This is a genomic window from Planobispora rosea (genome assembly GCF_014648175.1).
GTDB classification, from domain to species: domain Bacteria; phylum Actinomycetota; class Actinomycetes; order Streptosporangiales; family Streptosporangiaceae; genus Planobispora; species Planobispora rosea.
Genome location: NZ_BMQP01000002.1, coordinates 92,189 through 108,879, shown reverse-complemented (window position 1 = coordinate 108,879; position 16,691 = coordinate 92,189). Strand labels below are relative to the sequence as shown.

14 protein-coding genes are annotated in these 16,691 nt (G+C 71.6%); 7 read left to right on the top strand and 7 right to left on the bottom strand.

The features are described 5' to 3' along the window. Nucleotides 1–58: 58 nt before the first annotated feature. Entirely contained in the window at nt 59–1,252 is a 1,194-nt protein-coding gene (locus tag IEZ08_RS02345) for a cytochrome P450 (RefSeq protein WP_068922951.1), read from the top strand. A 228-nt stretch (nt 1,253–1,480) separates the two neighbouring features. Here the strand turns inward: IEZ08_RS02345 and IEZ08_RS02340 are convergent, their stop codons facing one another. Further along, a complete protein-coding gene (locus IEZ08_RS02340; RefSeq protein WP_084779990.1) occupies nt 1,481–2,746 on the bottom strand; it encodes a serine hydrolase domain-containing protein in 1,266 nt (421 codons plus the stop codon). Nucleotides 2,747–3,427: 681 nt separating this feature from the next. Here IEZ08_RS02340 and IEZ08_RS02335 point away from each other — a divergent pair. From IEZ08_RS02335 to IEZ08_RS02310, 6 genes are all read left to right on the top strand, one after another. Continuing rightward, entirely contained in the window at nt 3,428–4,495 is a 1,068-nt protein-coding gene (locus IEZ08_RS02335; RefSeq protein ID WP_084779991.1) for a methionine ABC transporter ATP-binding protein, read from the top strand. Beyond that, the gene (locus IEZ08_RS02330; RefSeq protein WP_068922952.1) at nt 4,492–5,148 is read left to right on the top strand and encodes a methionine ABC transporter permease; all 657 of its coding nucleotides are present in this window, start codon (nt 4,492–4,494) and stop codon (nt 5,146–5,148) included. The genes IEZ08_RS02335 and IEZ08_RS02330 overlap by 4 nt, the downstream gene beginning before the upstream one ends. A gap of 112 nt (nt 5,149–5,260) precedes the next feature. After that, nucleotides 5,261–6,103, top strand: coding sequence for a MetQ/NlpA family ABC transporter substrate-binding protein (locus IEZ08_RS02325; RefSeq protein WP_068922953.1), 843 nt, complete (start codon nt 5,261–5,263; stop codon nt 6,101–6,103). 275 nt (nt 6,104–6,378) lie between these two features. Beyond that, on the top strand, nt 6,379–6,987 hold the full coding sequence (locus tag IEZ08_RS02320) for a hypothetical protein (protein WP_189241558.1): 609 nt from the start codon (nt 6,379–6,381) through the stop codon (nt 6,985–6,987). Nucleotides 6,988–7,129: 142 nt separating this feature from the next. After that, a complete protein-coding gene (locus IEZ08_RS02315) occupies nt 7,130–8,665 on the top strand; it encodes an acyl-CoA synthetase (RefSeq protein WP_189241557.1) in 1,536 nt (511 codons plus the stop codon). A 189-nt stretch (nt 8,666–8,854) separates the two neighbouring features. Beyond that, nucleotides 8,855–10,345, top strand: coding sequence for a S1C family serine protease (locus IEZ08_RS02310; RefSeq protein ID WP_229802866.1), 1,491 nt, complete (start codon nt 8,855–8,857; stop codon nt 10,343–10,345). A 142-nt stretch (nt 10,346–10,487) separates the two neighbouring features. Here the strand turns inward: IEZ08_RS02310 and IEZ08_RS02305 are convergent, their stop codons facing one another. From IEZ08_RS02305 to cydD, 6 genes are all read right to left on the bottom strand, one after another. Beyond that, nucleotides 10,488–11,225 carry an ABC transporter permease gene (locus IEZ08_RS02305; RefSeq protein ID WP_068922956.1) on the bottom strand — a complete coding sequence of 246 codons (738 nt, stop codon included), beginning with the start codon at nt 11,223–11,225 and terminating at the stop codon, nt 10,488–10,490. 13 nt (nt 11,226–11,238) lie between these two features. Continuing rightward, entirely contained in the window at nt 11,239–12,144 is a 906-nt protein-coding gene (locus IEZ08_RS02300; RefSeq protein ID WP_189241556.1) for an ABC transporter ATP-binding protein, read from the bottom strand. Between the two features lie 72 nt (nt 12,145–12,216). Beyond that, complete coding sequence (locus tag IEZ08_RS02295) at nt 12,217–12,537, bottom strand: winged helix-turn-helix domain-containing protein (RefSeq protein ID WP_068922957.1); 321 nt, start codon at nt 12,535–12,537, stop codon at nt 12,217–12,219. Further along, nucleotides 12,534–13,160, bottom strand: coding sequence for a hypothetical protein (locus IEZ08_RS02290; RefSeq protein ID WP_068922958.1), 627 nt, complete (start codon nt 13,158–13,160; stop codon nt 12,534–12,536). The genes IEZ08_RS02295 and IEZ08_RS02290 overlap by 4 nt, the downstream gene beginning before the upstream one ends. A 134-nt stretch (nt 13,161–13,294) precedes the next feature. Beyond that, nucleotides 13,295–14,989: a thiol reductant ABC exporter subunit CydC gene (cydC, locus tag IEZ08_RS02285; protein ID WP_189241555.1), complete on the bottom strand. Its 1,695-nt coding sequence runs from the start codon at nt 14,987–14,989 to the stop codon at nt 13,295–13,297. Then, a complete protein-coding gene (cydD, locus tag IEZ08_RS02280; RefSeq protein WP_068922960.1) occupies nt 14,986–16,686 on the bottom strand; it encodes a thiol reductant ABC exporter subunit CydD in 1,701 nt (566 codons plus the stop codon). Before cydD ends, cydC begins: the two co-directional genes overlap by 4 nt. Nucleotides 16,687–16,691: the final 5 nt, after the last annotated feature.

Sequence of the window (16,691 nt, the reverse complement as noted above, 5' to 3'; positions counted from 1 at the left end):
ATCACGAAGATGGTGTTGTTCGGAGCCATCCGCTGACATGTCGTACAGAAGGCACTCGATGACCACCGAGATCGACATCTACCACCCCTCGCTGTATGAGATCGGGGTTCCCTGGGACCGCTACGCCCGGCTCCGGGAGAACAGCCCCGTCCACCGGCACGCCGAGCCCGGAGGGCCCGGGTTCTGGGCCGTCACCCGGCACGCCGACATCCAGCATGTCTCCCGGCATCCGGAGGTCTTCTCCTCCTACGCGGGCGGCATCATGGTGCCGGACCCGACCGAGGAGCAGCTCTCCCGGAACCGGCTCATGATGCTCTTCCAGGACCCGCCGGAGCACACCGCCACCCGCGGCATCGTCAACCGGGGCTTCACCCCCCGCATGATCGGCAAGCTCGAGGAGCACATCCGCGAGATCTGCCACGGCCTGGTCGGCGCCGCCCTGGAGCGCGGCTCGGCGGACTTCGTCGCCGACATCGCCGCGCCGCTCCCGCTGTACGTGATCTGCGAGCTGCTCGGTGCGCCCCCCGAGGACCGGGAGAAGATCTTCACCTGGTCGAACGCGCTCATCGGCGCCGACGACCCGGAGTTCGCCACCGGTGACCTGACGCCGATCTTCGAGCTGCTCAACTACGCCTCCGCCCTCGGCGCGCAGCGCCGTGCCGAGCCGCGCGACGACATCGTCAGCAAGCTGGTCGCCCCCGGCGAGGACGGCACCAGCATGGACGACCTCTCCCTCGGCGTGTTCGTGATGCTGCTGGCCGTGGCGGGCAACGAGACCACCCGCAACGCCGCCTCCGGCGGGCTCCAGGCGTTCTTCGACCACCCGGACCAGTGGCGGCGGCTGCTGGACGACCGATCGCTGCTGCGCACGCTCCCCGACGAGGTCGTCCGCTGGGTCTCCCCGGTGATCACCATGCGCCGCACCACGCTCACCGACACCGAGCTCGGCGGCCAGAAGATCCCGGCGGGGGAGAAGGTCGTCCTCTACTACCCCTCGGGCAACCGTGACGCGGACGTCTTCCCCGACGCGGACACCTTCGACATCGGCCGCGACCCCAACCCGCACATCGGCTTCGGCGGCGGCGGCCCGCACTTCTGCCTCGGCGCCCACCTGGCCCGCATGGAGGTCCGGGTGCTGTTCGAGGTTCTGGCCGAGCGTGCCCCGGACATCGCCCCCGCCGGGCGGGTGCGCCGCCTGCGCTCCAACTTCGTCAACTCCATCAAGGAGATGCCGGTTCGCCTGGACGGATGACGCATATGGACGAATCATCACGTCGATTGACCGGATGATTCGTCCACATCGTCATGAGCTCCGTGCTGTACGGCACCCCGCGGCTGGAGGCCGTGGATCACCCCGCTCCGCGACCCCTACCGCTGACGCGCCCCCGGTCGGAAGGCCGCGGCACCGGCCCTGTTCCGTATCGGCCGTGTTCCGTCAGTCCGCCGGTGGAGGGCGTGCGGCAGAGGGGGTGGGCTCCGCTCACTTCCCGCAGAGGGCGCGGTCGACCAGTTCGGTGGCGGCCTTCTCCTGAGCCAGTGTGCGGGAGTCGCCGAACTGCGAGGACATCGCCAGCACGACGCTGCGCCGGCCGTCGGCGGTGACGCCGGTGCGGGTCTGGTATCCGGGGTCGTCGCCGCCGTGGCTCCAGTAGACGCCACCGCACGACAGGGGGCGTGACATCACTCCCAGCCCGTAGCGCACGCCCGGCCAGGCCTCCTCGAAGGGCGTGGCCGGGACGGTGGCGCGCATCTGCTCCAGCGTCGCGGGTGACAGCAGTTCGCCGCCGGCCAGGGCGCGCAGGAACCGGTTGACGTCACCGGTGGTGGAGATGAGCCCGCCGGCCGCGTCGCCGTCGAAGTGATCGGTGACGTCCAGCGGCGTCTTCCTCACACCCACCATGTAACCCCTGGCGTGCGGCGAGGGGACTTTCACCGAGTAGCCCGCCCAGCGCGTGTGCCTCAGCCCGAGGGGCCTGCTGATGCGATCGCGGACCTCGGCGTGCCAGGGGTTCCCGGTGGCCTTCTCGATGATCATGCTGATCAGCAGGTAGCCGGTGTTGGAGTACATCCAGCTCTCGCCGGGAGCGAAGCCCGGCCTGCTCTTCATGGCCTTGGCCACGACCTGCTCGGCGGTGAAGGGGTCGTAGCGGTGCTTGAGGTAGTCCTCCACCGAGGCGAAGGACGGGTAGGCCTCGGGGATGCCGCTGGTGTGCTGGAGGAGGTGGCGGATCGTGATCGCGCCGCCGTCGTTGCCGTTGCCCCTCACCACGCCGGGCAGCCAGCGCTCGACGGTGTCGTCCAGGGACAGCGTGCCCTCTTCGACGAGCTGCAGGACCACGGTGGCGACGAAGGTCTTGGTCACGCTGGCGATCCGGGTGTAGCCGCCCGGCGGGACGGGCCGCCCGGTACGCAGGTCGGCGACGCCGGCGGTGGCGACCAGGCGGCGGCCGCCGGCGGTGACCACCTGCGCGTCGACGCCGATGACTCCGATCTTGCGGAGGGCGTCGACGTCGCGCTGGAGCCGGGCCCGGCCGTACGCGGGGGCGGAGGTTCCGGCCGCGGAGACCGGGGTGACGGTCCCGGGCGCGGACGCCGGGGTGACGGATCCGGCCGCGGAGGCGGGCGGGGAGGCGAGGGAGGCGGCCAGGGCGACGGTCGCGGCGCAGGCGGCGGAGAGTGCCGTGAGGCGGCGCCCGCGCCCGCTCGCCGCCCGCGTGCCGGAGCGCCGGGAAGCGGTGTGGTTCATGGAGTGGTCCCCCTCGTGGTCGGTGCCGGTCGTCCCGGCGGACGGTCCGACCCTAGGAAAGGAAGATCGTCCGCCGGATCGGCCATACGTCCGGGTCTGCATCGGCCATACGTCCGGATCCGCATCGGCCTGTGGGAGGAACGGACGGTCCTCGGCGCGCCTTAGGATGCGTCCCTCCGGCCCGGCCGCCGGCCGGAGGATCACCGGCGCCGTCACGGCTCCGCCTCCCCGGCGGGCGGGGTCACCCGGCGGCCCGGAACCGCGCGCGACGGGGGTGTCCGCGCGGTGCGGGCCGCCGGATGCCCATGAGTGTGATGAGCATCACGTGACCTGGGGGGAATGCCGGTGGAAGGCGTCGTGTTGAGGCAGACGTGAACGAGGCGCACGACATCCGGATGACCCCCGAGGGCCAGGTCATGTGTCGTGCCGCGCGCATGTGCGGGATGTCCCGCACGTGTTGCGCCATGGGCGGCATGCCCTCGATGCGCTGAAGCCGGTGACCCCCGCTCGCGCCGACGTCCCAGCCCGTTCCTCGCCGAAAAAGGTCCTCACGCCATGAGCTGCCCCGCGGACACCCTCGTCCTGCGCCGCCTGAGCCACCTGCCGTTCCCTCCCGGCACGCGCTAGCCCTTCCCCGCCTGACGTCTTTTTTCGTGATCTATTTCATGTTGGGGAACCGTTGTGATCGATGTGTCAGGCCTGCGCAAGGTCTATCGTGATCGGGGGCGTGAGGTCGTCGCCCTGGACGGCGTCGACCTCCACGTCAGCGAGGGCGAGATCTTCGGCGTGCTCGGGCAGAGCGGCGCCGGCAAGAGCACGTTGCTGCGCTGCGTGAACCTGCTGGAGCGGCCCACCGCGGGCACCGTCTCCGTGGCGGGCCGGGAACTGACCGCGCTCGGCGAGGCCGACCTGCGCCGGGCCCGGCAGGGGATCGGGATGATCCACCAGCACTTCGCCCTGCTGTCGTCGCGCACCGTCGCCGGGAACGTCGCCTTCCCGCTGGAGGTGATGGGCGTCGGCCGGGCCGAGCGGTCCAGGCGGGTGGCCGAGCTGCTGGAACTGGTCGGGCTGGCCGACAAGGCCGGGGCGTATCCGGGGCAGCTGTCCGGCGGGCAGAAGCAGCGGGTCGGGATCGCCCGCGCGCTGGCCGGCAATCCCTCGGTGCTGCTGTCGGACGAGGCCACCTCGGCCCTCGACCCGGGCACCACGCAGTCGATCCTCGCCCTGCTCAAGAACCTCAACCGCGAGCTGGGCCTGACCATTCTGCTGATCACTCACGAGATGCACGTGGTCAAGGGCATCTGCGACTCGGTCGCCGTCATGCGCGACGGGCTGATCGAGGAGTCGGGCGGCATCGCCGAGCTGATCGCCCGGCCCGGCTCACGGCTGGCCGCCGAACTGTTCCCCCTGCCCGCCCCCGAGCCCGGAAATGTCACGATCACCTTCACCGGACGGGCCGACGAGCCCGTGGTATCGGAGGTCGTGCGCAAGTTCGACGTGGACGTGAGCATCCTCGGAGGGGCGCTGGAGGAGGTGGCCGGCGTCTCGGCCGGGCGGCTCAGGGTCCGTCTCACCGGGGACGAGCGCGCCGCCGCCCTCAGCTATCTCGCCGAGCGCGGCCTTCTGGTGGAGGAGGCCCCGGTGAGCGTGCGGGGCGAGCGGGCCGATGCGTACAACCGCGCCGATGGGAACAGTCGAACCGGCGGAAACGGCACCTCGGTCACGGGGCCGGCGAAGGAGACCCGATGACCTGGGATGAGATGGGCCCGCTGCTGTGGGAGTCGACCGGGCAGACCGCCCTGATGGTCGTCTGGTCCACGCTGTTCACCGTGCTGCTCGGGCTCCCGCTCGGCGTCGCGCTGGTCGTCACCGACCGGGGCGGGCTGCTGCCCTCCCCGCTGCTCAACCGGGTGCTCGGCCTGATCGTCAACGTCGGGCGGTCACTGCCCTTCATCGTCCTGATGATCGCGGTCATCCCGCTGACCCGGCTGATCGTGGGCACCACCATCGGCACCTTCGCCGCCGTCGTCCCGCTGACCCTCGGCGCGGCGCCGTTCTTCGCCCGGCTGGTGGAGACCGCGCTGCGCGAGGTCGGCCGGGACACGGTGCAGGCCGCCCAGGCCATGGGCGCGGGCCGCTGGACGATCATCGGCAAGGTCCTCCTGCCCGAGGCCAGGTCCGGTCTGGTCGCGGGGCTGACCGTGACCGTGGTCGCGCTGATCTCCTACTCGGCCATGGCCGGGGTGATCGGCGGAGGCGGCCTCGGCGACCTGGCCATCCGGTACGGCTACCAGCGCTTCGAGACCACCCTCATGGTGGTCACCGTCATCGTGCTGATCGTCATCGTCCAGCTCGTGCAGACCCTCGGCGACGCCATCGCCCGCCGCCTCGCGCGCCACTGAGCGGACCGCCGAGCAGCCCGCCGAGCACGCCACCGACACCCTCACTCTTCCTTTCCCCGGGACCCCGTTACGAGCGGGTCCCGGATCGCACAGCTGAAAAGGAGCGCACACCATGCGCAGGTTCTTCGCCATCGCATCCGCCGCCACCGCCCTGGCGCTGGCCCTGACCGCCTGCGGCTCGACCGAGTCCGGCACCACCACCGGGTCCGCCACACCCGCGGCGGGGGAGACGTTCAAGGTCGGCGCCACCCCGGTCCCGCACGCGGCGATCCTGAAGTTCGTCAAGGACAACCTCGCCGCCAAGCAGGGCCTGGACCTGGAGATCGTCGAGTTCACCGACTACGTCCAGCCGAACGTCCAGCTCAACGACGGCCAGCTCGACGCCAACTTCTTCCAGCACCGGCCGTACCTGGACGACTTCAACGCCTCCAAGGGCACCAAGCTGACCTACGTCAAGGACGTGCACCTGGAGCCGCTGGGCCTCTACTCCAAGAAGATCAAGGCCGCCGCCGAGCTGGCCGACGGCGCGACCGTGGCCGTGCCCAACGACGCGACCAACCTGGGCCGGGCGCTGAAGCTGCTGGCCGACAACGGCGTGGTCACCCTCAAGGAGGGCGTCGGCACCGCCGCCACCGAGCGCGACGTCACCGGCAACCCGAAGAACCTGACCTTCCAGCCGCTGGAGGCCGCCCAGCTGCCCCGCGCGCTGGAGGACGTCGACGCCGCCGTCATCAACGGCAACTACGCCATCGAGGCCGGTCTCAAGCCCGCCGCCGACGCGCTGGTCCTGGAGAAGGCGGAGGGCAACCCGTACGCCAACGGCCTGGTCGTGGCCGCGGGCAAGGAGCAGGACCCGCGCGTGGTCAAGCTCGCCGAGCTGCTTGCCGGTCCCGAGGTGAAGAAGTTCATCGAGGACACCTACAGCGGCTCGGTCATCCCCGCCGCCGCCCAGTGACCGCCGCCGCCCAGTGACCGCCGCCGCTCAATGACCGGCTCCGCCGGGTGAGGCGACCGCTCCTCGCTGTGATCAGCTGATCGTTTCCTCCGGCGGACGCGGGAATAGCCAGGTCGTGCCAGGATTTTCCCGATCTTTATCAGAAAAGATCGGGAAAATCCGTCTATCGGATTATCGGCGTGGCCTGGTGCTTAAAGCGGATTGAAAGTGGACGGCAATCGCCGGGTCGTACAACGGGAACGTCAGAAAATCCTCATTCCCGAGAGGACCCCTCGATGCGATTCGTCACCCGTTTCCTGGTTGGCGCGGGGGTGGCCACCCTTCTGGCGCTGGGCGCTCCGGTCGCCGCAAATGCCTCGACCGAAACAGCGGCAGCTCCCGCCAAGGCCACCTCGACCGTCACACCCCCCTACTTCCACGACACCTGGGGACCGTACTACTCCGCCAACCACAAGGCCGAGGCCGAGGGCGAGGTCACGGTCCACAAGAACTCCTACAAGAAGTGGTACTGGAAGAAGTACTCCAAGGTCGTCAAGAAGTGCTACTGGAAGAACGGCAAGAAGAAGTGTGTGTGGGTCAAGACCTGGCACAAGAAGAAGGTCTGGAAGTGGGTCCACGACTACCCCTTCACCGTTGACAGCAAGCTCACCAACCACAAGTGGTGGGGCAAGTGGAGGTTCCACTGCGCGTGGGAGACCTTCAAGGTCGTCAACTTCGACGACTCGGTCTACTACAAGAGCTTCAAGAACTGCACCAAGCACTCGAAGTACTACTCCTTCGACGGTAAGGACGCCAAGGCCATCTACGTCCAGGTGGGCCGCGGCAACCCGAACGAGCCCAAGGGCTACTTCGGCGGCTGGGAGCACGTCTACAGCCAGGCCTGACCGAAGGCGGCCCGGCCGCGACGTCCGGAGCAGCAGGCCATCACCCACAGGTGCGGAGCCGCGACCCCTCCACGGGGGGCGCGGCTCCGCCGTGTAAGCGGACACTTCTCAGCGGGGAACGAACCGAGTAGCGTTCGGTTTTATGCACCCCGGAGCCATCGCAGCAGCATCGCCGGACCGACCCGCTGTGATCATGGCGGGTTCCGGCAAGGTCGTCACCTACCGCGAACTCGATGAGGAGTCCAACCGTCTCGCCCACCTGTTCCGCGCCGCCGGGCTCCGCCCGGGCGACCACATCGCCTTCATGCTGGAGAACCATCCGCTGTTCCTGGCCGTGGCCTGGGCGGCGCACCGCTCCGGTCTCTACTACACCGCGATCAGCCCCCGTCTGAAGACCGACGAGCTCGCCTACATCGTCGACAACTGCGAGGCCCGGGTCTTCATCTCCTCGGCCGCGCTCGCCGACGTCGCCGCCTCCATCGCCGGCGCCACCCCCCGGGTCGAGCTCCGGCTCATGCTGGACGGCGTCGCCCCCGGATTCGCCTCCTACGAGGAGGCGGTCGCCCCCCACCCGGCCACCCCGCTCCAGGACGAGTGCCAGGGCGCGGACATGCTCTACTCCTCGGGCACCACCGGCCGGCCCAAGGGCGTCAAGCCGTCCCTCTCCCGGGCTCCCCTGGACACACCGGGCCCGCTGCTGCAGCTCATCCAGTTCCTGTTCGCGCCCTCGGCCGACAGCGTCTACCTCTCCCCGGCCCCGCTCTACCACGCGGCGCCGCTGCGCTACTGCATGACCTTCCAGCGTCTGGGCGCGACCGTCGTGGTGATGGAGCGCTTCGACCCGGAGCGGGCGCTCGCGCTCATCGAGAAGTACGGCGTCACGCACGCGCAGTGGGTGCCCACCATGTTCATCAAGATGCTCAAGCTGCCGCAGGAGGTCCGGGCGAAGTACGACGTGTCCTCGCTGAGGTGCGCGATCCATGCCGCCGCGCCCTGCCCGATCCCGGTCAAGGAGCAGATGATCGACTGGTGGGGCCCGATCATCCACGAGTACTACGCGGGGACCGAGGGAAACGGCTTCCTCTACGTCGGCTCGGAGGACTGGCTCAAGCACAAGGGCACCGTCGGCCGCCCGCTCCTGGGCGTCGTGCACGTCTGCGACGAGGACGGCAACGAGCTGCCGCCGCGCGAGCACGGCACGGTCTACTTCTCCGACGGGCCCCAGTTCGTCTACCACGGTGACGAGGAGAAGACGAAGGCCTCCCGGGACCCGCAGGGACGCGGGTGGACGACCCTGGGCGACATCGGCTACGTCGACGAGGAGGGCTTCCTCTACCTCACCGACCGCCGCTCCTACATGATCATATCTGGCGGGGTGAACGTCTACCCGCAGGAGGCCGAGAACGTGCTCGCGGTCCATCCCGAGGTGGCCGACGTGGCGGTCTTCGGCGTCCCGGACGAGGAGATGGGCGAGCAGGTCAAGGCCGTCGTCCAGCCGCTGTCCATGGAACGGGCCGGACCGGGGCTGGAGGCCGAGCTGATCGAGTACTGCCGTGCCCGGCTGGCGCCGTACAAGTGTCCCAAGTCCGTGGACTTCCGCGAGGAACTGCCCCGGCACCCCACCGGGAAGCTCTACAAGCGGCTGCTCCGCGACGAGTACTGGACCGCCAAATCATGATTTTTTAGTTTCCGTACGGCACGCGCCCCGTCCCCTGAGCACGGCGGATAAAGCCCCCGTCAGGGGACGCGGATCATCACGATCATCCTCTTAAGCAGTGTTTATGCGCTCCCAGGCATCGTGGATGTCACCGGAGGAACCGGTCGTCACCGTGGCGTCCACGGGTGGACGTAGGACATGGGGGATGACATGAACGACAACAAGGACGAGCGGGACATCACTTCGGCGCAGGACTCGGTCCCCGCGCAGGACGCCACTGCGGGGCGGGGGACCCCGGGCAACGCGGGCTGGACCCAGTTCGGCGCGGTGCCGCCCCGCGCTGGCGGCTTCCGCGCCGGCCAGGACGGCGGGAACCGGGACGGCGGGAACCGGGACAGCGGGACGGAGCCGACGCTGGTCCACCCCGTCCCGGGACACCCCGGCACCGAGCAGGCCGCCGCGTCCCGGCACACCGTCGAGCAGCCGATCTTCGCTCCGCCCGCCGCCGGCCCGGTCACGGAGCCGCCGGCCGCGCACCCCTCCGGGGCGCCCGGGGTTCCCCCGGTCGCGGTGGTGCCAGCCCAGCGGATGCGGCTGAGCGCCGTCCAGAAGCTGGGCGCAGGTCTGGCGCTGGCCGCCATGGCCGTGGGCGGCGGGGTGGCGGGGGCCTTCGCCGCGACCGCCTTCGACGACGGGACCCCGGTCGCCGCCTCCTCGGCCCCGCTGGTCAACCCGGTGGGCAACACGGCCACGGTCGCCGACGTCGCCAAGGCCGTCCAGCCCTCAGTCGTGTCGATCGAGGTCAAGGGCGGGAACGGGAGCAGCGAGGGCTCCGGGGTGGTCCTCTCCGCGGACGGGATGATCCTCACCAACAACCACGTCGTGGACTCCGCCGCCCAGGGGGGCCAGCTGACCGTCAAGTTCAGCGACGGCAAGACCGCCACCGCCAAGGTGGTCGGCACCGACCCCGCCACCGACCTCGCGGTCATCAAGGCGGAGAACGTCTCCGGCCTGACCAAGGCCGCGCTCGGTGACAGCGACCAGCTCCGGGTCGGCGACTCCGTGCTCGCCATCGGCAGCCCGCTCGGGCTGTCCGGCTCGGTCAGCGCCGGGATCATCAGCGCGCTCGACCGGACCCTGAACGTCGGCGGCGAGCGGCGGCAGCAGCTCCCGCCCGGCTGGGGCGGCGAGCAGCCGGGCAGCGGCGGCAGCACGGCCACCACGATCGGCGGGGCCATCCAGACCGACGCGGCGATCAACCCCGGCAACTCCGGCGGCGCGCTGGTCAACGCGAGCGGGCAGGTGATCGGCATCAACACCGCCATCGCCACCAACGGCGGCGAGGGCAACATCGGCGTCGGCTTCGCCATCCCGATCAACACCGCCAAGCAGGTCGCCCAGCAGCTCATCGAGACCGGCAAGGTCACCCACGCCTTCCTCGGCGTGAGCATGGCCGACGCCATCGGAGACGCGGGCGGCGCCATGGTCCAGCAGGTGACCGAGGGCAGCCCGGCGGCGCAGGCGGGCCTGAAGCAGGGCGACCTGATCACCAAGATCGGTGACACCGTGGTCGACGGCTCGTCCACCGTGGTCGGCGTGATCCGCGGCCTCAAGCCGGGGGACAAGGTGGTCCTCACCTACGTCCGCGACGGCCAGACCCACACCGCCACCGCGACCCTCGTCGAGAAGACCGGCGAGTGAGGGCGCAGGCGCCGCCGGACCGTTGCGGGGTCCGGCGGCGCCTTCTTCTTCACCCCGGCGGGCGGTGCCGTGCTGTCTTCGCCCCGGCGCCGCCTCGGGAGAATTCCACCCCGGCGCCGTTCCGGGAGAACCCGGCGCCTTCTCAGGAGAAGCGGCGGCCCTCGTCACGGCGGTAAGCCCACACGGCCAGGGCCCCCGCGATCACGATCCAGACGCCGAACATGACCATCGCCAGGGGCCGGGGGGTGCCGTACCCGACCGCCGCCCAGACCAGTTCGGCCGCCCCCCGGGTCGGAAGGAAGGGCGCGACCGCGGCGATGAACGCCGGGGGGTCCATCGGGTTCGTCAGCAGGCCGCCGCCCACCGCCATCGGGAAGAACACCAGCTGCACCACCGCGACCGCGGCCTTGAGCGGCAGCGCGTAGCCGATGAACAGCCCGAGCAGCTGGAACGGGATCGACCCGACCACCAGGGCGCCCAGGCCCAGCAGCAGCTGCACCGGGGTCGCGGTGGCCTCGGTGAGGAACACGGCGATGGCCAGCACCGGCAGGATCCCGATGAGCGTCATGCCCAGCGCGGTGAGGACCCGGGCCCCGAACCGCGGCCACGGCCCGGCGGGCAGGGTGCGGGTGTAGGGGTCCCACGGCTGGGCGCGGTCCTCGGCGACGCCTATGCCGTGGGTGAACAGGCCGCTGGTCATGACCGAGAAGATCATCATCGACGCGGCGGCGATCGTGGCCCCGACGGGATGGTCCCCTGCGGCGGGGACCACGAAGAAGAGCATCGCGGCGGCGGGGAAGAAGGCATTGCCGACCAGGGCGATCGGCACGCGGACGGTCTCCAGGAACTGGTACCGGGCGTGGGTGAGCAGAAGTGCCATGACGTCGTCCTCCTCAGGCGGCCCGGGACTCGCGGGCGGTGATGGTGATGAACGCCTCCTCCAGGGAGGTGGGGCGGATCTCCAGGTCGGAGAAGGGGACGTCGGCCCGGACCAGGGAGCGGACCAGGGTGTCGGCGTCGGTGGTGAGCAGGTGGGTCCGGGCGCCGTCGCGCTCCGTGCTGAGCACGCCGGGCAGCTCGGGGAGGCCGGGGAGGTCGTCGCAGGTCAGGGTGACCCGGCGGACGCCCGCGATGTCGCGTACCTCCGCGGTGGTGCCGTCGGCGAGGATCCGGCCCTGCCCGATGACCACGACCCGCTCGGCCAGCGCCTCGACCTCCTCCAGGTAGTGGCTGGTCAGCACCACGGTGCCGCCCTCGGCGTGGAAGTGCCGGATGGCCTCCCACAACGAGCGCCGCGCTTCGACGTCCAGGCCGGTGGTCGGCTCGTCGAGGAAGACCAGCCGGGGGGAGCCGACGAACGCCAGCGCCACCGCGAGCCGCCGCTTCTGCCCGCCCGACAACCCGCCGATCTGCCGGCGCTCCAGCCCGGACAGGCCGAACCTCTCCAGCAGTGCCCCGCGCTCGACGCCGCTGGGATAGTGGGCGGCGACGAAGTCGACGACCTCACGGACCCGCAGGTTCGCCGGGAGTCCCGTCTCCTGCGGGGTGACGCCGATGCCGCGCCGCCGCGCGGGGTCGGCGGGGGAGCCGCCGAGCAGCTCCACCCGGCCGGAGCTCGGCCTGCGCAGCCCGACGAACAGGTTGATCAGAGTGGACTTGCCCGCGCCGTTCGGGCCGAGCAGGCCGACCAGCTCGCCGGAGCGGATGTCGAGGGAGAGGCCGTCCAGCGCCAGCACGTCCCCGTAGCGCCGGCTCACCTCGACGGCGCGCGCCAGGGTCTCCTCCGTACGCGTTGCCATGGGCGCGGTCATGCGCTCTGCGGTGGGTTCCGCCATCGACGGGACTTCCTTTCGGGGAGGGGGAGAGAAAGGTCAGGTATCGCCGGGCGCCGGCGTTCCGGCCGTGCCCAGCAGTTCGCGGATCGCCGCGGTGTACTCCTCGAAGGCGAGGCGGCCCCGGCGGGTGAGGGCGACGTAGGTGACGGGGGTGCGGCCCTTATGGGTTTTGACGATCTCCACGTATCCGGCCTCCTCAAGCTTGCTCAGGTGCACGGAGAGGTTGCCCGCCGTCATGCCGAGCAGGTCCTTCAGGCCGGGGAAGGTGATCTGGTCTCCCTGGGCCAGGGCGTTGAGCGTGACCACCACCCGGAGCCGGGCCTGCGCGTGGATCACCGGGTCGAGTTCCGGCGTCATCGGCGGCGCCTCCGGCGGGACACGAGTCCGGTGACGATGGACCCGCCCCCCGCCCCCACCGCGATCAGCAGGGCGTGCCAGCCCGGACCGGCGGCGGTGCCGACCGCGTTGAGCACGGCCACTCCCGCGCCGAGGACGAACATCGGCCGGATCGGCCAGACGATCCCGCTCACCATGTAGAGGATGGCGACCACCATCATCGACAGGCTCGCCCACAGCAGGCTCCGTTCCGGGCCGGGCAGCAGGGATCCGAACCTGACGGCGATCATCCACATGGCGAGGAAGCCGAAGAACCAGGTCAGGCCGTACAGGGAGCCGCGCTCCTGGGAGGCGCCGTGCACGGGGCTGCGCAGTTGCCAGACGGTGAACACGCTGACCAGCATGGCCAGGGCCATCAGCCCGGTCAGCAGCGCCATCGCGACCGTGATGGGGATCCGCGCGTACGGCGTGCCGGACAGGCCGTGGTGCAGGAAGAACGCGCCGAACCCGACGAACCAGGCCGCGCCCCACGCCAGGTGGTGCAGCGTCATGTCGGGGATGAGCCGCTTCGCCACCACCGTCTCCTGCTGCTCGATCAGCCGGAGCGTCTCTTCCGGGCTCAGGGGCCGCTCGTCTTCGTCCATGGCTCCTCTTGGAGAATCAAATGAGTTTGTATCGCAAACCTATTGGTTTGAACTGTAAACCACACTGCGATACCAACTCAAGGCCCCGCCGCGCCGAGGCCGGGATCTCCGGGGGAACGGTCCCCGGGTACGGCCTACCGCCGGGAGACCAGCGCCTCCGAGCGCCACAGGTCCCGGTAGTAGCCGGGGGTGTTCACCAGCTCGTCGTGGCCGCCCCGCTGGACGACCTCGCCGTTCTCCAGCACGACGATCTCGTCCACCTCCTCCAGGCCGCGCAGCCGGTGCGTGACCAGCAGCGTCGTCCGACCCCGGGTGGCGTCGAGCAGGTCGGCCATGAGCGCGTCGGCGGTCTCCTCGTCGAGGGCCTCGGCGGGTTCGTCCAGCAGCAGCACGGGAGGGTCGTTCAGCAGCGCCCGCGCCAGCGCCAGCCGTTGCAACTGGCCGCCGGAGACCGTCCGCCCGTCCTCCCCGAGCGGGGTGTCCCACCCGGTGCGCTCCACCCACGTCTCCAGCCGCGCCCGCCGTACGGCCTCGGCCAGCTCCTCCTCGCCGGCCTCGGGCCCGGCCAGCCGCAGGTTGTCGCGGAGCGAGGCCTGGAACACGTACGGATCCTGCGTCAGTCCCGTCATCACCCGCCGGACCTCGTCCGAGGGCAGCTCCCGCAGATCGACCGCCGGACCGTCCTCCCCGCGCAGCCGGATGGCGCCGGACTCGGGCTCGACCAGGCGCATCAGGGCCGCCAGCAGGGTGCTCTTGCCCGCGCCGCTCGGGCCGACGACCGCCACGCGCCTGCCCGGGGTGAGGGTCAGGCTGACGCCGTTCAGGGCGGGGGAGCGGCCGGGGGCGTGCCGGACGACCAGGTTCTCGACCTCCACCGTCAGCGGGCCGCCGGGAACGGCCGCCGGCCGGCCGGGTTCGGTGACGGCGGGCGGGGTCGCCCGGACCTCCTTCAGCCGGCGCAGCGCGGCGAGCACCCCGGTCATCCGCTCGGCGGAGGCGGCCATCGGCAGGACGGGCTCGAAGGAGACCAGCGAGGTCAACGCCAGTACGGCGGTCGCCACGGTCCCGGCGTCCGCCGCCCGGGCCACCAGCACCACCCCGGCGACGGTCAGCCCCTGGGCGAGCACCCCCAGGAAGGCGGCCACCGCGTTCACCCGGGCCTGGCCCCGTTCCAGCGCGGCCAGCCGGGCGTCGGCCTCGGCCGAGGCCGCCAGCGCCCGGTCGCTCGCCCCGTAGGCGGCCAGGTCGGCCGCCCCGTGCAGCAGGTCGGCGACCCGGGCGGCGAGCTCGGCCCGGGCCGGGGCGAGCCGCGCCGCCCGGCGCCGCGTGACGGCGGCCACCCCGGAGGGGAGCGCGACCCCGGCGATCAGCAGTCCGGACAGCAGCACCAGCGCCGCCGCCGGGAGCAGGAAGAATCCGATCGTCACGGCCGCGATCCCGGTCACCACCGCCGCGATCGCCGGGAGCAGTCCTCTGACCAGCAGGTCCTGGACCGCGTCGGTGTCGTCGACCATCCGGCTGAGCAGATCGGCCCCGCCGTGGCCGCGCGGCCCCGCCGGGATGAGCGCCCGGTAGAGCCGCTCGCGGGTCGTCGCCTGGGCGCGGAGCGCGACGTCGTGCCCGGCCAGGCGCTCGCCGTACCGGAAGACGCCCTTGCTCGTGGCGAACGCGCGCACGCCGACGATCGCGACGCTCAGCGCCGCCAGCGGCGGCTGCTCGGCCGCCCTGGTGATGAGCCACGCCGCGGATCCGATCAGCCCCAGCCCGGCCAGCTCCGCCGCGGCTCCGGCCGCCGCCGCCAGGGCGAGCCGCCCGTTCATCCGGTTCATCGCGACTCCCCGATCATCATCGTCGAATCCGACACGACCCGGCCGTCGGCGATCCGGACCACCCGGCCGGCCAGGTCGATCATCGCGGGCCGGTGGGCCACGATCACCGCGGTCCGGTCCTCGGCGAGCTCCCGGGTGGCCGCGACGATCGCGGCCTCGCTCCGGCCGTCGAGACGCGCGGTCGGCTCGTCCAGCAGCAGGACGTCGGCTCCCGGGCGGCAGAACGCGCGGGCCAGGGCGACCCGCTGCCGCTGCCCGGCCGACAGGTCCGCGCCGCGTTCGCCGAGGACCGTGTCGTACCCCTCCGGCAGCTCCGCGACGAACCCGTCCGCGTGCGCGGCCCGCGCGGCCGCCCGGACCTCCTCGGCCGTCGCGGCGGGCGAGCCCAGCCGGATGTTGTCGGCCACCGAGACGGCGAACAGGTGCGGGCGCTGCGGGACGAAGGCCAGACGCCGCCGCCAGGCGTCGCCCGCGGCGAGCTCCGCGAGCTCGACCCCGTCGACCAGCACCCTCCCGCTCTCCGGGGTGACGAAACCGAGCAGCAGGTGGAGCAGGGTGCTCTTGCCCGCGCCGCTCTCACCGACCAGCGCCACCCGCTCACCGGGGGCGATCACCAGCGAGACGTCCTCCAGCGCCGCCTCCTCACGTCCGGGATAGCGCACGGTGACGTTCTCCAGCCGGATCTCCGGCGCCCCCCGCCGCTCTCGCGGCGCCGCTCCGCCGGCCTCGCGCGCGGTCGCGCGCACGCCGTCCCCGCCGGTCCCGCTCTCCCCGTCCAGTACGGCGAACGCCTGGTCGGCGGCGGCCACGCCCTCCATCGCGGCGTGGAACCTGTTGCCCATGGTGCGCAGCGGCAGGTACGCCTCCGGGGCCAGCAGCAGCACCAGCAGCGCGGCCGTCAGGTCCAGCGTCCCGCCCAGCAGCCGCAGGCCGATCGGGACCGCGACCAGGGCCAGCGACAACGACGCGGCCAGCTCCAGCACCAGCGACGACAGGAACGCCACCCGCAGTGTGCGCATGGTCGCGGCCCGGTGCTCGTCGGCGACCCGCCTGATCACCTCCGCCTGGTAGCGGGCCCGGCCGAACGCGCGCAGCGTCGGCAGGCCGCGGACCACGTCGAGGAAGTGCCCGCCGAGACGGGACAGGGCCCGCCACTGGCGTTCGGTGACGGCCTTGGTGTGCATGCCGACCAGCGCGCCGAAGATCGGGATCAGCGGGAGCGTGACGAGCACGATCACCGCGCTGGCCAGGTCGGCGGTGAACAGCCGGACGAGTACGGCGACCGGCACGACGCCCGCCACCGCGACCGACGGCAGGTAGCCGTTCAGGTAGGGGTCGAGGGCGTCCAGGCCCCGGCCGGTGAGTGTCACCAGCTCGCCGGAGCGGTGCGAGGTCAGCCGGGCCGGGCCCAGGTCCCGCAGCCGCGACAGCAGCCGGTGGCGCAGGACCGACTTCACCGCGGTCGTGGTGCGCCCGGCCGCCACGCCCTGGAGCAGGACGAGCACCCCCCGGGCCGCGACGACCAGCGCCAGCGGGAGCAGGGCCGCGGCGGCGAAACGCCCGGACAGGACACCGGCCAGCAGTTCCGCCTGGACCAGGACGAGCAGCCCGGCGAGGACCGCGGCGGCGAGGCAGAGGGCCAGGTGACGGCGGACGGCTCGCTCGCTCCGCGCCAGCCGCAGAAGATCCTTGTGCATGCGTG

Bases quoted from the DNA above. Each gene is read 5' to 3' on its own strand.
- cydC (WP_189241555.1), bottom strand. From the start codon at position 14,989: ATGAACCGGATGAACGGGCGGCTCGCCCTGGCGGCGGCGGCCGGAGCC.
- IEZ08_RS02300 (WP_189241556.1), bottom strand. From the start codon at position 12,144: ATGGCAACGCGTACGGAGGAGACCCTGGCGCGCGCCGTCGAGGTGAGC.
- IEZ08_RS02345 (WP_068922951.1), top strand. From the start codon at position 59: ATGACCACCGAGATCGACATCTACCACCCCTCGCTGTATGAGATCGGG.
- IEZ08_RS02290 (WP_068922958.1), bottom strand. From the start codon at position 13,160: ATGGACGAAGACGAGCGGCCCCTGAGCCCGGAAGAGACGCTCCGGCTG.
- IEZ08_RS02310 (WP_229802866.1), top strand. From the start codon at position 8,855: ATGAACGACAACAAGGACGAGCGGGACATCACTTCGGCGCAGGACTCG.
- IEZ08_RS02330 (WP_068922952.1), top strand. From the start codon at position 4,492: ATGACCTGGGATGAGATGGGCCCGCTGCTGTGGGAGTCGACCGGGCAG.
- IEZ08_RS02305 (WP_068922956.1), bottom strand. From the start codon at position 11,225: ATGGCACTTCTGCTCACCCACGCCCGGTACCAGTTCCTGGAGACCGTC.
- IEZ08_RS02325 (WP_068922953.1), top strand. From the start codon at position 5,261: ATGCGCAGGTTCTTCGCCATCGCATCCGCCGCCACCGCCCTGGCGCTG.
- IEZ08_RS02295 (WP_068922957.1), bottom strand. From the start codon at position 12,537: ATGACGCCGGAACTCGACCCGGTGATCCACGCGCAGGCCCGGCTCCGG.
- IEZ08_RS02315 (WP_189241557.1), top strand. From the start codon at position 7,130: ATGCACCCCGGAGCCATCGCAGCAGCATCGCCGGACCGACCCGCTGTG.
- IEZ08_RS02320 (WP_189241558.1), top strand. From the start codon at position 6,379: ATGCGATTCGTCACCCGTTTCCTGGTTGGCGCGGGGGTGGCCACCCTT.
- cydD (WP_068922960.1), bottom strand. From the start codon at position 16,686: ATGCACAAGGATCTTCTGCGGCTGGCGCGGAGCGAGCGAGCCGTCCGC.
- IEZ08_RS02340 (WP_084779990.1), bottom strand. From the start codon at position 2,746: ATGAACCACACCGCTTCCCGGCGCTCCGGCACGCGGGCGGCGAGCGGG.